15 protein-coding genes and 1 pseudogene are annotated in these 16,068 nt (G+C 32.0%); 7 read left to right on the top strand and 9 right to left on the bottom strand.

Annotated elements, in window-relative coordinates:
- The first annotated feature begins 110 nt into the window (after positions 1 to 110).
- Positions 111 to 224: a putative metal homeostasis protein gene (locus tag C7J89_RS04045; RefSeq protein WP_103295358.1), complete on the top strand. Its 114-nt coding sequence runs from the start codon at positions 111 to 113 to the stop codon at positions 222 to 224.
- A gap of 92 nt (positions 225 to 316) precedes the next feature.
- On the opposite strand, the gene C7J89_RS04040 is transcribed toward C7J89_RS04045, so the two are convergent.
- Complete coding sequence (locus tag C7J89_RS04040) at positions 317 to 1,003, bottom strand: 2,3-diphosphoglycerate-dependent phosphoglycerate mutase (RefSeq protein ID WP_103295357.1); 687 nt, start codon at positions 1,001 to 1,003, stop codon at positions 317 to 319.
- A 355-nt stretch (positions 1,004 to 1,358) separates the two neighbouring features.
- Here C7J89_RS04040 and C7J89_RS04035 point away from each other — a divergent pair, with 355 nt between their 5' ends.
- Positions 1,359 to 1,730: an aggregation-promoting factor C-terminal-like domain-containing protein gene (locus tag C7J89_RS04035; RefSeq protein ID WP_061853631.1), complete on the top strand. Its 372-nt coding sequence runs from the start codon at positions 1,359 to 1,361 to the stop codon at positions 1,728 to 1,730.
- 258 nt (positions 1,731 to 1,988) lie between these two features.
- On the opposite strand, the gene C7J89_RS04030 is transcribed toward C7J89_RS04035, so the two are convergent.
- The 3 genes and pseudogenes from C7J89_RS04030 to C7J89_RS13560 all read right to left on the bottom strand — a co-directional run bounded on the left by C7J89_RS04030 (position 1,989) and on the right by C7J89_RS13560 (position 4,573).
- Positions 1,989 to 2,858, bottom strand: coding sequence for a cation diffusion facilitator family transporter (locus C7J89_RS04030; RefSeq protein ID WP_061853632.1), 870 nt, complete (start codon positions 2,856 to 2,858; stop codon positions 1,989 to 1,991).
- A gap of 195 nt (positions 2,859 to 3,053) precedes the next feature.
- Positions 3,054 to 3,437, bottom strand: coding sequence for a GtrA family protein (locus C7J89_RS04025; protein WP_061853633.1), 384 nt, complete (start codon positions 3,435 to 3,437; stop codon positions 3,054 to 3,056).
- A gap of 57 nt (positions 3,438 to 3,494) precedes the next feature.
- A pseudogene (locus C7J89_RS13560) lies at positions 3,495 to 4,573 on the bottom strand (amidohydrolase family protein).
- Positions 4,574 to 4,854: 281 nt separating this feature from the next.
- On the opposite strand from C7J89_RS13560, the gene C7J89_RS04015 reads away from it, so the two are divergent.
- Entirely contained in the window at positions 4,855 to 6,015 is a 1,161-nt protein-coding gene (locus C7J89_RS04015; RefSeq protein ID WP_103295356.1) for a glycerate kinase, read from the top strand.
- A 62-nt stretch (positions 6,016 to 6,077) separates the two neighbouring features.
- Entirely contained in the window at positions 6,078 to 7,286 is a 1,209-nt protein-coding gene (locus C7J89_RS04010; protein ID WP_103295355.1) for a putative multidrug effflux MFS transporter TcaB, read from the top strand.
- A 46-nt stretch (positions 7,287 to 7,332) separates the two neighbouring features.
- Here the strand turns inward: C7J89_RS04010 and C7J89_RS04005 are convergent, their stop codons facing one another.
- Positions 7,333 to 7,800 (bottom strand): GyrI-like domain-containing protein, encoded by a 468-nt coding sequence (locus C7J89_RS04005; RefSeq protein ID WP_229294243.1) that lies wholly within the window; start codon positions 7,798 to 7,800, stop codon positions 7,333 to 7,335.
- A 127-nt stretch (positions 7,801 to 7,927) separates the two neighbouring features.
- Here C7J89_RS04005 and C7J89_RS04000 point away from each other — a divergent pair, with 127 nt between their 5' ends.
- Entirely contained in the window at positions 7,928 to 8,545 is a 618-nt protein-coding gene (locus C7J89_RS04000; RefSeq protein WP_229294242.1) for a C39 family peptidase, read from the top strand.
- 2 nt (positions 8,546 to 8,547) lie between these two features.
- On the opposite strand, the gene C7J89_RS03995 is transcribed toward C7J89_RS04000, so the two are convergent.
- Positions 8,548 to 9,357, bottom strand: a complete 810-nt coding sequence (locus C7J89_RS03995) for a metallophosphoesterase (RefSeq protein WP_103295352.1) — start codon at positions 9,355 to 9,357, stop codon at positions 8,548 to 8,550.
- 189 nt (positions 9,358 to 9,546) lie between these two features.
- Between C7J89_RS03995 and C7J89_RS03990 the strand changes: the two genes are divergently transcribed.
- Positions 9,547 to 11,568 carry a cation:proton antiporter gene (locus tag C7J89_RS03990; protein ID WP_103295351.1) on the top strand — a complete coding sequence of 674 codons (2,022 nt, stop codon included), beginning with the start codon at positions 9,547 to 9,549 and terminating at the stop codon, positions 11,566 to 11,568.
- 171 nt (positions 11,569 to 11,739) lie between these two features.
- On the top strand, positions 11,740 to 12,240 hold the full coding sequence (locus tag C7J89_RS03985) for a GNAT family N-acetyltransferase (protein ID WP_061853641.1): 501 nt from the start codon (positions 11,740 to 11,742) through the stop codon (positions 12,238 to 12,240).
- Positions 12,241 to 12,302: 62 nt separating this feature from the next.
- On the opposite strand, the gene C7J89_RS03980 is transcribed toward C7J89_RS03985, so the two are convergent.
- From C7J89_RS03980 to C7J89_RS03970, 3 genes are all read right to left on the bottom strand, one after another.
- The gene (locus tag C7J89_RS03980; RefSeq protein ID WP_103295350.1) at positions 12,303 to 12,743 is read right to left on the bottom strand and encodes a DUF805 domain-containing protein; all 441 of its coding nucleotides are present in this window, start codon (positions 12,741 to 12,743) and stop codon (positions 12,303 to 12,305) included.
- 61 nt (positions 12,744 to 12,804) lie between these two features.
- Positions 12,805 to 14,406: a M20/M25/M40 family metallo-hydrolase gene (locus tag C7J89_RS03975; RefSeq protein ID WP_103295349.1), complete on the bottom strand. Its 1,602-nt coding sequence runs from the start codon at positions 14,404 to 14,406 to the stop codon at positions 12,805 to 12,807.
- Positions 14,407 to 14,558: 152 nt separating this feature from the next.
- On the bottom strand, positions 14,559 to 15,956 hold the full coding sequence (locus C7J89_RS03970; RefSeq protein WP_103295348.1) for an MFS transporter: 1,398 nt from the start codon (positions 15,954 to 15,956) through the stop codon (positions 14,559 to 14,561).
- Between the last annotated feature and the right edge of the window lie 112 nt (positions 15,957 to 16,068).

Raw genomic sequence — 16,068 nt, 5'->3', positions numbered from 1 at the left:
ATTTTGACTTCCAAAAAGATTTAAAATTATTTTTTAAATCGTAACAATTCCTATTTACAATTATTTCATTTTGTAGCATAATAAAAGACATATTCTAAGGAGGTTATATTATGAAACAAGATTTACAGACAGCAAGACGTAATTTAAAAAGCCCAAATATCAAAACGAGAAAAAGAGCACTCAAGATAATCAAACAGCACAAGCGTAATAAAAAAGCAGTTTAATTCTTAAGTAAATGAAGTATTTTCTCCTTACATACTCTAACCCTACCTAGTAAAAAAGGATGATACCCATTATTTGGATATCATCCTCTTTTTTATAGATAATATTTATTTGTTACTTTTAAATCATCAGTTAAATCGTAAATAAGAGGTGCACCTGTTTTGATTTCATAACTTACAATATCTTCGTCAGATACATCTTCTAAGTACTTAATTAAAGCGCGTAACGAGTTACCATGCGCAGAAACAAGCACCGTTTTACCATCTAATAACTGTTGTGAAATTTGATCATTCCAATACGGTATAACGCGTTCTAAAGTATCTTTTAAACTTTCTGATTCAGGCATTACTCTTCTATCGACATGTTCATACTTTCTATCATTTAAATACCCTTGTCGTTGTTCCTCACTCTGTTCTGGAGGTGCAATATCATATGAACGTCTCCATAAATGTACTTGTTCCTCACCGAATTCTTTACGTGCATCATCTTTATTTAAACCTTGTAGCCCACCGTAATGTCGTTCATTCAAACGCCATGTTTTATGAACTGGTATAAATAATTGATCAGATTGTGATAATAAATGATATGTCGTATTAATAGCTCTTCTTAATAGTGATGTAAAGACGATGTCTATATCAATTTGTTGTTCTTTCAGTTTTTTCCCAGAAGTGATAGCTTCTTTTTTCCCTTGATCAGATAAATCAACATCTGCCCAGCCTGTAAATAAGTTTTCAGCATTCCAATCACTTTGTCCGTGTCTACATAATATAAGTTTAGGCATATTCATCCTTCTTTCTGTTACATATTTTTTATTTCAAATTTATTTCAATAATGTAATACTTATATTCGCTTTCCTATACTTACTAGTATGTAAGCTTGAGCCAAATTATACAATTAATTCACTTACTTTTGTTACAAATTACACGATATATTGCAATATTTGTCTTCTTAAAGTCATAATACTCATTCTTTTTTTATGTTGCTGTAACCTATGCAAAATTTTTAGATGTTATATTAGTCTACGTTAATTCATAAATGACTTAACACAATAAAGTAACTATTTATATAGCGAATTTAAAAGCAATAATGCATACTTTCACACATTCAGTGAAAGAAATTACAGGAGGATTTTTATAATGAAGAAATTTTTATTAGCATCTTTCGCAACTTTATCAATAACAGCAGCTGGCGTAGGTATTAGTGCTAGTTCATCTGACGCTCATGCAGCGGAAACTACTCAAGCAAGCCAATCAACTGAATCTGTACATCAACAATTTTTAAATGCTGGTGGTACTGAAGAATTATGGCAAAAAGTAGTATTACCTGAATCAGGTGGTAATCCTAATGCAGTTAATGAATTAGGCTATCAAGGTCTAGGTCAAACTAAAGAATCATGGGGAACTGGTTCTGTTGAAGAACAAACTAAAGGTATGGTTCAATATGCCAAAGAACGTTACGGTTCAATTGATGCAGCAATTTCTTTCCGTGAAGCTAACGGTTGGTGGTAATTTCTATAAATAAAACTTTGCTAATATAGGTGAGGTTTTAACTGTCGACAAAGTGATTTGCTTTGTTGGCAGTTTTTTTATTAATTTCAGTTGTTACACTGACTTGTATTAAACGTCACGGCTCAAATGATCTATACACTTTTTCACAATATAATAGACAAGTTTATAAAATAAAAACATCTTATTTCCTGAAAATAATCAGTAAAAAAAGATGTTTTTTAGATAGCATATTCAACATGCTTTGTTGTTATATATATTTTATTGAATGGAATATGGTTCGGGATGCACATAAACTGAAGAAATGCCTTTAGAATGCATATGTTGTTCAACTTCGTCGCATATTTGATGTGCCTGTTCTAAAGTTAAATCTGAAGCAACAATAATTGTCACATCCACAAACACACTACTACCATAATATCTTCCTTTGATTGATTGAACGTCTATAACGTCCTCTACTTCTTGCACATAATTTTTATATGCTTCTAACTCATGTTCATTAAATCCATCACTCAACGCAAAAATAGATTCTTTAAAAATACCAAAACCAGTATAAATGATTAACAAGCCCAATAATGTTGCTAAAATGATATCGACTATAGGTAATCCAAATTGAGTAAATACTAAACCAATAGCTGTACCAATACTGACAAGTGCATCAGATAAGTTATCTTTCGCTGCAGAATTTAGTGAGCTACTTGATGTTCTAACTGCTAATTTATGATTAATAATATACACACCTAGCATGATTACACCACTGATGATGCTGACGTAAATTGTAATAACATTAGGTGTTGCATTTTCGTTGGTAAATATACGAGGTAAATTTTCGAAAACAACTTGAATACCAACAAACATAATAATAAATGATACTAATAATGTGGAAATATTTTCTGATTTCAAATGACCATATGGGTGATTACTGTCGGCAGGTTTGATTGAAATTTTCAATCCTACAATTACGGCTAAAGATACGATGATGTCTGTCATATTGTTTAGACTGTCTGCTCTTACTGCTGCCGAATGGTAAAGCGTCCCAACAATAAATTTAACTATAGATAATACAATATAGACTATTAAACTTAAATAAGCACCTCTTTGTGCTATTTTTAAATTATTACTTTGATTCATAGCGCTAAACCACCTTAAACCAGACTGAAATATTATTATGACCGATTCAACAAATATTTACAACGTTTTTTATATAAAAATTATTTAATACAAATGTTGTAATAAATGATTTAGCTTAACCTAAAAATCTTTTATAAAATATTAGCAAATTCACTTAGCTTATAAGTCTTTAAAAGTTCCAAGTAATCATTAATATTAATCATCTTTTAATATATATTTAGATAGTACAAAAGTTATTGGTATCGTAATAATTAAACCTATAAATGGCGCAATGACAGAAGACATATGCAGCCAATGAACAAACACATAGAGCAATCCAGTTTGCATTCCCATATTAATCACCTGTGTAATAGGAAATTGAATAAACTTTTTCCATGTTGGTTTTACTTTATAAACAAAGTAACAATTTAAATAATAAGAAATTACAAAAGCCACGATAAACCCTGTAATATGACTAACTAAATAATTAACGCCTAATATTTTCAATAGTAATAAATAAACAATATAGTAATTTACAGTATTTATACCGCCCACTATGATAAATTTAATAACTTCATATTGAGTTTGAGTTATTTTCATTTTGTTCTCCTTTATGTTCTTAACACATTTCTTAAGTGTGAATGCATACATGCTTATTTAATATAATATATCTAGAGCATTACTATTGAATATTTTTGTTTTGTCACTATCATTTAAGTGTTGCGAGTCATCGATATTTTCTTCCATTTTAGCAACCCAACTATTTGGTGCATAATGGGCATCCGAGCCAAATAAAATGTGAGAAATATCTGTAACTTCTTTTAATGATGCAAACACTGATTCTCCTGTTGATAGTGCTGTATCAAAATAAAATCTATTTATATAATATGCTGTACTTTCATTTAACGTTGCCCACCGTTTCAATCCTTTACGATACTTCTTAAACATCAGTATATTTTGAAATGGATGTTTAATTACTTCTTTTGCAAGTTCACGCTTACTACTACTTACAAATTCGTTCAACCTATTTCGGGGATCCGCCATTATATATTTTTGAGTGCGTAACGTTTCATTAATTCTCCATGTTAGATACGGTAACGTCCCACCTGCATGCGCCAAGATGAAATTAATATTTTTATAACGCTCTAATGTTCCGCTAAAGATTAAATTAGAAGCTGCTCTAGTAGTATTAAATGTAAACTCTTCTATAAAATCTGCAAAAATATATTCTGGCGCTTTAAATTTTTTGAAGTCGAACTTGGATGAATAAAGACATTTGCGTGATGTTGTTCTAATGCTTGCATTACTATATCAAATTTGTCATTTCCCAGGAAATCATCACCATAATTTGATAGCAAACCTACTCCATCAAGGTGTAATACATTTAATGCATAATCTATTTCTTTTAAAGTTTCTTTAACATGTGGCATAGGTAATAAGGCGAAACTTTTAAATCTATTGGGATAGTCTCGCTTTAATTGCGCTTGATATTCATTAACTTGGCGAGCGACTTTGGCAGCTTTAGCTTTTTTAAAAGGTAACGTTGCTGGCTCTGAAATAGAAGTCACACCAACATCTATATCGAGTTCATCCATCATCTCTAAACTATCTTGAGGCTCCCAATTTTTAATCGGGAAGCCTCCCGCAGTCGTTATACCTAATTCTTTTAGTGCATTTTTATATACTTTCGGAATAATATGATGATGGATATCTATTATTTTATTTGAACTAACCATTATTATACCTTCTTTCAAAAATCAAAATATTATTGATATCTAACAACTCAAAACTATATTATTCTCTACCCATTTTTTCAAATATGTTCACGCTCTATAGAAAAGTTTTCACTTTCTGTAATTTAAAAGGCTCTTCATTTAACTTTTCAAATAATGCTATTTGTTAGATTAAACTTTCTAACAAAACAACGCAAAAATTAAGTTATCGCGATTTTGCATTGTAAACCTTTTCATATTAAGATTAATATATTCATTATAAGGCAACGTTGGAGGCTTAAATCATGACAAATATAAAAAAAATAGTTATCGCACCGGATTCATTTAAAGAAAGTATGACTGCAATAGAAGTTGCTAATGCAATTGAAACAGGCTTTTCACACGTTTTTCCTAACTCAACAGTGTTTGATAAAATTCCTATGGCTGATGGTGGCGAAGGGACTACAGAAGCTTTAGTCAATGCTTTAAATGCTAGCTACCGAAAAATCTCTGTACAAAACCCTATTAACAAAATGATAACCGCTTCATATGGTTATTCTCATGAAACAAATACTGCAATTATTGATATGGCCAGTGCTTCTGGGCTAGATTTAATCGCTGAAGAGGATAAAAATCCATTAATTACAACTAGTTATGGTACTGGTCAACTTATTAACGATGCACTCGAACAAGGTGCTAAACATATTATTTTAGGCATAGGTGGTAGTGCCACAAATGATGGTGGCGCAGGCATGTTAAGTGCATTAGGTTGTAAATTTCTCGATAGCGAAAATCAACCACTCAATGCTGGCGGTGCTGCTTTGGCTAAACTATCACATATAGATACGAGTAATCTAAATCATAAGCTTAAACATACATCGATTGAAGTAGCATGTGACGTAACCAATCCTTTATTAGGTAAATATGGCGCTAGTGAAATATATGGCAGACAAAAAGGTGCTACAGAAGAGATGGTAAAACAATTAGATGCTGCATTGACACATTACCATGAGGTGATTGAGCAACAACTTAACGTGTCTGTAAAAGACATTGAAGGTGCTGGCGCAGCAGGTGGATTGGGCGCTGGGTTATTAGCATTTTTAAATGCTAATTTAGCCAAAGGTATCGATATTGTGCTAAAAGAAACTCAATTTAAAGAACGCGTAAAAGATGCTGACTTAGTAATTACCGGTGAAGGTAAAATGGATTATCAAACAATTTATGGGAAAACACCGATTGGCGTATCTCATGCTGCACAACAATTAAATATACCGGTAATAGCAATTGCTGGCAGTCTTGGTGAAGGTTATCAAGCAGTATATGACCATGGCATATCATCTGTATTTAGCATTTTACAACACCCTTGTTCACTAAAAGACGCATTAGACAATGGCCGTAAATATATGGAACAAACGGCCGTAAATATTGCACGTCTATTATTAATAGACAAAAATCATAATAACTAGTTACAAAATAATAGACTAACGTTATAATTAACAACTGACTGTTAAATAAAGGAGAACACTAAATGGACACACAGACTAAAAGTCCCTTACCTTTAATGATTATTATTGTATTAGGTATTATGACCACTTATGGTCCTTTAACTATAGATATGTATGCTTCGTCATTACCACACGTACTTAAAGATTTTGGTTCAACAACATCGCACGTCCAGCTTACGATGTCATTTGCAATGATAGGATTGGCGTTAGGCCAATTTATCTTTGGGCCGTTATCAGATGCATTTGGACGCAAAAAGATCGCACTTATAATTATTACGATTTATACCGTTGCATCACTTATAGCTATCTTTACAACTACATTGCCATTTTTCTTAGCATTACGCTTTATACAAGGATTAACAGGTGGTGGCGCTATTGTTATTGCTAAAGCTTCTGTAGGTGATAATTACGAAGGACCCTCTCTTGCAAAAGCATTAGCTTCATTGCTTGTAGTTAATGGTATCATTACCATTTTAGCCCCTCCACTTGGTGGTTATGCGTTGAGCTTAGCTGGCTGGAGAGCAGTATTCGTAGCATTAACGATTATAAGTTTTATTATATTGTTATTAGCTATATTCAAAATGAAAGAAACACGTACACATGACACGGCACAATTAAATTTCACTGAAATATTTAAAGACTTTGGTGCTTTATTAAAACAAAAGAAATTTATTATTCCTATGTTGTTGCAAGGTTTAACGTACGTTATGCTATTTAGTTTCGCTTCTGCCGGCCCTTTTATTACGCAGAAAATTTATAGCTTATCACCACAAGAATTAGGTATTATTTTTTCAATTAATAGTATCGGTTTAATTATAATGAGTCAGGTTACTGCTAAACTAGTCGAATATATTAGTCGCTTTAGCTTATTAATCTTACTCACGCTTATTCAAATTGTAGGTGTAGTTGTTATCTTTATAGGATTATCCTTACATTTACCTATCTGGGTCTTAATTATAGGTTTCTTTTTAAACGTCTGTCCTGTTACAGGAATTGGTCCTTTGAGTTTCGCATTAGCTATGGAATCTCGTACAGGTGGCAGCGGTAATGCTTCAAGCTTATTAGGATTGTTCCAATTTATACTTGGTGGAATAATGTCACCATTAGTTGGCATACAAGGTCAGTACAGCTTTGTACCATACGTGAGTGTATTAATTATCACAACTTTTATTATAATTATATTGGAAATCTTACTAAAATATAATTTACGTTCAACTATAAAAGAAAATTAATAAAGACGCCGTATATCAAACTTTGATGATATACGGCGTTTATTTATTATTCAATTGGAAACCATAATTCAGTTACATAATTATCGTCTCCTGTATCTCCAGAATGATACAATTCAAAGAAAGGAGCATTTTTTAAAGTGATATCCAATTTAGGTAACACTTGCTGATGGATTTCTTTCATTGCTCGATGGATTGATTCTGGCACTTTCCCAACCGCATCAAATACAATATATTTTGTCACTGGAAGTTCGATGGTCTCGCAACCATTGATTGCTTTATTGACAGATACGCCTATCAAATAATCCATGGCTCCAGATTGTCGTGGTATACACAACCCTACTAGTCCATCTAATTGATTGTTTTTTAATCCCATTAAATATTGACCGTTGTTATACTCATTAAAATCTAACCAAAAACGATAGATATTTTCTTGTGCTTCTTGACCAGATGCATATTCACGTATATATCCAGATACTATAAAGCTTACTTTTTCCTCTACACGATAGTTCATCATTATCACCTTTTCACTTTAAAAGTATAATTCTTGATTACTGCTATAAAGCATTTTATAATAATTTTCTTAATATAAGCGCTATAATATTCATAAGAAATTATTCACACAATAATGGAGTGCCTAAATTATGCAAAAATTGCTCAACGTTAAACCACTAAGCCAATTAAGTCCTATCCCTATTATAATGGGATGTGAGGGAGTGTGTGCCTCAATGATTTTAAGGCATAATCATATCAATATTTCACCTTTAAAATTAATGCGTCATTGGCCCAAACATGATAACAATCCATATAAGGGTTATGTGGGTCATCATTTTTCTATCAAATTAGGCCACCATCAGACAATATTTCCAAATGCTATTGTCCCTTACTTAAAAAATTACGATGCTGACATTATAGATAGCACGGGTAAATCATTAACCGAATTAACCAAAGTAATCGATCATGGCCAACCTGTAGTCATATATCATACAGTTTTAGGCCAAAAACCTGTGTCACGTGTATTTAAATTTGATAATATTCCAACCAAATTAGTCTCTAATATTCACACTACTGTTTTAGTAGGTTATGATGAGACATACTATTATTATATTGATCCATTATGGTTAAATGTATTCCAAAAAATTTATCTACCTGCAATCGTACCAACGCGTCGACAAATATTAAAAATTAGAAAAGATAAAATGGAAACAAGTTATAACGCGCCGGGTAAAATGAGTTTTTATCTAAAAACAACTAACTATTAAATTTATACCGTTATAGTCACTAAAGTATTGTCAAGTTCGGTTTGTAAATCTTTGGTACGCCATTGTCGTTCGTATCCTAAACAAGGGCAAATATAAGTAATGCCCGCTTCTTCTACACTTTTTCGAAAATGTACATGCCCCATAATGCTGTACTTAATTGGGTATGTGTTATATAGCTTATTAAATTTTGATGTACCTATAAATGCGTTAAAGTAATCAAAAATGCGATGTGGTGTCGGTACAACAAATTGACTATGCGTCACAATATGTGTCATCAATATTATTTTCTTATCTTTTACTTTAGCTAGATCTTTTTCGGTTTGTTTTAATGCTAATTCAGACATCGATTGGTCGTTCAATGGCCAGTCGATTTTTTCTTTATCTTGCCATGTAGCGCCATAATATTTACGTTGCGCTAAGCGTTCTTCAGAAAATTTACTATCACCATAACTATAATCATACCAAGCCGTATTACCTACAATCGCCCATTCATCGTTGATACAATACGGTCTATCAATTAAACATTCATTCATGTTCAAATAAAAATCTAATATTTCTAATGATGATCTGTCAGTATCATTCGTCCAAAAATCATGATTGCCAGGAATAAATAATACAGGGATGTTGAGCAACTGCTTAATTTTATTTATATAATTTGCAGTCATTTGATAATTATTTGAAATGTCTCCGGCTATAAGTAATAGTTCTATATCTTTATTTTGAGCGGTCTTTATCAGACAATATTCAAAGTCTTCAGGTGAATACTTATTCCCTCTATCAATATGTAAGTCCGCTATTACACCAATTTTCATTTCAATCCCTCTTCTATTGTTTATATCTTATTAATTATGACATATCAGCATTATTTTTATTATTAATTAGCCCATTATTACATGAAAACTACATTATTTTTTCAATTTAATTATATTAAACTCTATTGCGTTTATTCTTACGTTCGTCATGATAAAATAAATAGTACTAAAACTAAAAAGGGAGTACTTATGTTATTATTAGAAGCTTTTTTAATTTTTATAATGGCCGTTATCGTCAGTTCAGTTATACATAATAAATTCGAAAAGATTCCAATGGCTTTTATTCAAATAGCTCTAGGCGTTTGTCTATTTGTTCTACCTATTCCCATACACTTCGAATTTAATTCTGAAGTATTTATGATGGCGGTTATCGCTCCACTATTATTTGTGGAGGGTACACATGTTTCACGTACTAAATTATTAGAATACCGTAAACCAATTATTTTAATGGCAATGGCTTTAGTATTCGCTACTGTTATTGGCGTCGGCTTTTTCATCCATTGGATTTGGCCAAACTTACCAATGCCAGCTGCTTTTGCTATCGCCGCAATATTATGCCCTACCGATGCAGTTGCGGTACAAGCAATTACAAAAGGAAAAATCTTACCTAAAGGTTCAATAACGATTTTAGAAGGAGAATCATTACTCAATGATGCTGCAGGTATTATCTCATTTAAAATCGCTGTAACAGCTTTAGTTACAGGTGCCTTCTCTGCGATTCATGCAGTGGAACAATTTGTTATCTCAACTATATTAGGTGTACTTATAGGCTTAATTATTGGTTTTGCGATTATACGCTTGAGAATATACTTAACAACTACTAAATCTTTAAAAGATAGTAATACGCTTATTTTCATCCAATTATTAACACCTTTTGCTACTTACTTAATAGCTGAGCAATTCCATGCATCAGGTATTATCGCAGTTGTTATCGCTGGTTTAATCCACGGATTTGAACGTGATCGTTTAATTCGTGCACAAACCGAATTACAAATGAACTATAATCAAATTTGGAATACTTTAAGTTATGCACTTAACGGTTTCGTCTTTGTTGTATTGGGTTATATCATTCCTAAAGTTGTTTCAGAAATTATTGCTCATGAGCGTGACAATATTTCATTTTTAATTATCACTACATTACTTATAGCATTGGCTATCTATGCATTCCGTTTTATTTGGGTCTTTGCTTTATATAAAGTGTTTTACTATCCAAACAATATTCAATCTTATTTAGATGACGGTGAAGAACGACCAGTTAATCGACTTCAATACGCATTTACAATGACCATGTGTGGTATTCACGGTACGATATCGCTGTCGATGGCATTGACTTTACCGACATTACTAGCAAATCATACGCCATTTCATTACAAAAACGATTTACTCTTTATAGCATCATTAATGGTGTTAATTAGTTTAGTACTAGCTCAAATAGTGCTCCCATTAATTACACCATCAGAAACTAAGTCTATTTCGACATCTATGAGTTATCAAACGGCGAAAGTCTATATAGTTCAAAAAGTTATTTTTCATTTTAAAAAATTATCTAAAGAACAAGACAATCAAAATTACCAGGCTATTCTATCTGATTATTATGAAGAGTTATTCTTCTTATTAAATTTAGATCCTGATAATAAAAACAGCCAAGAAGTACAACGTTTAGAAAGTATAGCGAGTCAAGTAGAAACAGCAACTTTAGAGCAATTAATAGATCAAGACAAGCTAGATAGGCAAACATTACTTAACTATCGCGCGTTGCTTGAAAATACTCGTCAATTTAAGGAAGCGTCAAGCACATATAAAATTAAAACTGTGATTAAAATTTTAATTTTACGTTTTAGAGCTAAACGTCATAGCGATGATAATGAAATTGAACAATTCAAGTCGCATTATCAAGAAGTTAAAAACGTTATACGTACAATCAACCATCAAGTTATTAAACGTTTGAAGCAAGAGCAAAATGAGGATAATTACTTAGAAGTTAGTATCGTGCTAAACAAGTATCAACAACGTTTATCTAGTATTAGAAACAAAAGTAAAATTAAAAAAGGTCTCATTCCAACTCAAACTTCAGCTCAAAAATTAGAAGGACTCTATTTACAACGACAATTTTTAGACCAATTAATAGAACAGCAAAAAATCGACGATAAGGTAGCATCTCAGATTCGTGAAAATATTAACTACAATGAAATCGTCATGTCGTCACACTAATATTTAATACACCTCTACTAAGAAACTTTTAACATTTTTAAGTTACTTAGTAGAGGTTTTTATATTTAAATTAGTAGAGTTTTTACAAACTTTAATTACAGTTCTTTTAATTTTTTTATTTATTTAAAAGTGCTATAATTGTATCAATTTAACGAATGAGGAGGGTCTGGTATGGAGTTTACGATTAGAGAAATGCGTGAAGAAGATAAACAAGGAAAAGCCATCGTCCACTATGAAAGTTGGATGGAAACATATACACCACTCTCAGTAGATAACTATTTAGAAGATCTTGACCGACATCAATTTATTAAAAAATCTTTTTCTCAAAATGCACCTACACTTGTTGCAATTATCGATGACGAGGTAGTTGGTTTTATTTCATTTGGAAAAACTGAAGAACAAAATGATAATGATGACTGGAGTGAAATTTTCGCATTATATTTACTCGAAGAATATCAAAGTCATATGATTGGTTTCGCATTAACTCAACGTGCCCTCGAGCTATCATATCCAGACAACGTGACATTGTGGGTAGTTGAAGAAAATGACAATGCAATTAATTTTTACGAACAAGTAGGCTTCAAAAGAACACAAAATACAGCGCCTGTATATTTTGGTAAGACTTATCAAGAAATTAGAATGGATTACTATCGCACAGAACACGACAATTAATAAAAGCACCCTAACCCGCTATTAAAGTGAGTTACGGTGCTTATTATTTTGCTATATTATTATTATAGCCATTTCAGTTCATTTTCTGCTACATGCTTTGATGGAAGCAAGGCAATTACTACTAATATAATAGTACAAATAAATGTCACTACATTTAAGAATATAGCTACACCATTCACTTGCACAATATCAAAAGAAACATCTAAGACAAGCGATAATATAATTAATATTAATGCCGTCATTCTTTTACGTCCCGCATCATAAAATCTACGCATCGTTATAGCAATCATTGGAATGATATTAGCCAATACAAAAATTCCAACGAGTGCAGACAATATTGCGCCGACAACAAAAGAACCTGCTATAAATGCAGCCATTCCGATAATTGCTACGACAAAAATGATTATTATATGCGTTAATACAGGTATCCAAAATTCTTGTCTATTAGATTTATTAGTAAAATCTACATACCTTTTCCAAAAGTCTTTGTATGCATTAACCATATACAACACTCCATAAATTCATCTAATAATAAATATAACTTAAATAATATTTTTTGCACAACTATTTACAGAAATATTGTTTTATAATTGCTTCCAAAACAATAGGCAACTCTGTAAATGCACTCGTCTTGTTTAAACGTTCACTTACCTTGTGCGCATCATTACCTCTTGGCCCACATAATATAATTGGTGCGCTAATATTTTTAATCGTATCAAATGGAATATGGTATGTATGATTAAAGCTTGGTGTATTATCTGCATATACTTCCATTTTTTCCACACTGGTATTTAAGTTTAAATAGCTTGAATCACTAATACCATTAAAATAATTAATTCGACGCGTCGCCCGTTTAAACTGTTGGTTATTAATTTCTGTAACTGTGTTGATAATATCATTGACGATCGGTTCTTGTGAAGAATTGACAGCCGGATAATATGGTGGTGCGAAAAAAGTGACTACAGCTGGTGTAATGTCGCGACAAATTTTCATTAATTCATCTGCTATTTTAACACTTTGCAAATGTAATTCTGGTGTATTATTTAACACCTCATCAATCAGGCTATCGATATAATCTTGACCGTATTGCTCAACTGCATATTGTTTTAATTGCTCATATGTAAGTACATTAATTTTTGAATCAAACTGCAAATTTTCTTGTTCTAAAATATTCAGCCAATCGCTTTCACAACGTTCGACGGCTTTAATAACTACATCTAAAAACTGGCGATATAAAGCTTGTGGTGTTTTATTGAATAAGAACATATTATATAAAGCAAACGTCCTAAATGGTGTTTGGACGTCATACGCTTCTTTAATATCTTTATTAACTATCGCAACTGGTACCGGTGTAAACTCACCTTCATACTGTTCTTTAAATTGACGATTATATTCTATTGCTTGTGTAATGTAACTATTCATATAATTTGAACTTAAACCACTCAATGGATTACCAACATGTGTTTCGATACCATAACATAACACGCCTGGCATTATTTTCCCTATAGAACCACTGTAAATGGCATGACTTGGGTCACCTGTTTCTTGTTGGAAAGTAGGCTCACTATTTAAATGTAAAGCAATATCAAGATTAAAATCTTGTTGGTATTGTTCGATGACTTCCACTGCTTTACGCATACCTGAAGAGTTAACCTCTTCATCTGGAACAGTTACAAGTAATAAATTCACATCCCATTGTTCTGTACTTGCTTTTTCAAGTAATGATAAATGTAACATTAGTCCTGCCTTCATATCCATGATGCCTCGTCCAAATAAATAATCACCTGATTGTAAATCCTCAACTGCGGCATCGCTTAAATTACCCCTATTTTCAGTAAAAAGTTGTGCTAATTTATCTGGATTACATGCAGCATCTTTATATGTGGTAAAATCATCTATCCCCACTGTATCAAAATGGCTTATTAAGACTACAGTTTTAGTAGCCGTCGCTCCTTTATACAGAGCATTAACAAGATCCTTGTTATCTTCTGTCTTAGCTAATGTAATATGTTCCTGATGTTGTTGAAAATAGTCCAATTTCAATAATTTTTGCTCTACTAGTTTAGGGAATTTTAACTCTCCCGGTGAATTGGTAATCGTTTCTTGATTAACCAGATCTTTTAATAATTGTTCCCTATCCTCATATGTTTGCCATAGTAATCCCATAGCTTCATTCACCCCTTTGAAAACGCTTTTATATGAGTATAATATTTTCTTTAAACATATAGCAAATAAAAGCAAAAAGAGTTTAAGCAATATAAAAATGACAACAACTTTAACAGTTGATACTCATATTTATTACTTAAACTCTTTATAATTTATATATTACTTTGATTTCTAGGAACAAAGACTAATACTGCAACAAATCCTAATATAGCTAGTAGTGCATCAAAGAAGAATCCGTACATAGCACCCAGATGTACATTGTAATGTGCAGTCATAACACTAAATACAGTGGCAGAAATTGCTACACCAAATGAATTACCTAGTGAAGATGCCATTTTATAAATTCCTGAGGCTACGCCTACTTTATCTTCTGGCGCTGTCGTAACTGCCGTATCCGTTGAAGGAGTCGCGTATATTCCTAGTCCTATACCATATAGTAAATATCCAACAATACATATGACGATATAATACATAGATGATAAGAAAGTAAAGGAAATTAAAATTATTCCAAGTGCATTTAATGCAGCTCCCCACAACATAGGTTTTTTAGGACCGATTGCTTGCATTATTTTTTCACCAACCGGAATCATAATTAACACTGAAATTAAATATGTGATAGACATTGCACCAGATTGGAATGAATTGAAATGTAATCCAGACTGAAAATACGTGTTTGCTACAATAAGTGTCCCTGCTACTGCATTAAGCATAAAGTTAGAAATCGTTGCACCACTATAAGCTTTATGTTTAAAAACTTTAAAATCGATGAGTGGGTTAACAAGTTTTTGTTCTACAATAACAAAAGCAATCATTGCAATGATAAACAACGCACTTAAACTTAAAATTAATGGTGATGTTATACCAAAATGTGATGATTGCGTAATAATTAAATTAATACTTAACATTGCAATAATTAATATCACTAAGCCACTAAAATCAAATTTAGCATTTTTAGCTTTTTGCGTTAATGGCGCTCTTGTTTCAGGTGTGTGTTTAATTAAAATCATTGCAATTATTGTGACAATAATTGAGACGATAAATATTGAACGCCATCCTAAATAAGTAGCCATAATACCACCGAAAAATGAAGTTATACCACCACCACCCCAAGAAGCTATTGACCAATACGTCAAAGCTCTCTGACGATCTTTACCAATATAATATTCATTAATTACTGCTAAAGTAGCAGGCATAATAAAGGCAGCAGACAATCCTTGTACGCCTCTACCAATGACTAACAATGAAGCTAGTCCATTACCCGGTATTACTATTAGTATTGAGCCAATAATGTTCAGCACTAAACCTATATATATCATTTTCATTCTGCCGTATCTATCTGCTAGACCGCCAGTACCAACGACAAACAAACCGCACAATAAAGCTGTTAAGCTCACTGCAGTGCTAATAATACCGTCATTCGTACTATATGATTTTTGTAAATCAGGGACGATATTAACTAATGATTGGGCAAATAACCAAAAAGTAATTACTGCTAAAAATATCCCTAAAAGAAGTCGATTATCTCCTTTAAAGGTTCGAGATGTATCCATTTCATTTTTCCTCCTAAAGTTACTTACCACTTAGTCCTCATTTAAAATAGTTATACACCTTTTTAACATGACGCCCATTGACACTTTAAAAAAGTCTACCGCTATTTCAAAT

It is taken from the genome of Staphylococcus kloosii, from assembly GCF_003019255.1.
GTDB lineage: Bacteria > Bacillota > Bacilli > Staphylococcales > Staphylococcaceae > Staphylococcus > Staphylococcus kloosii.
This window is presented reverse-complemented; position numbering and strand designations above follow the sequence as displayed.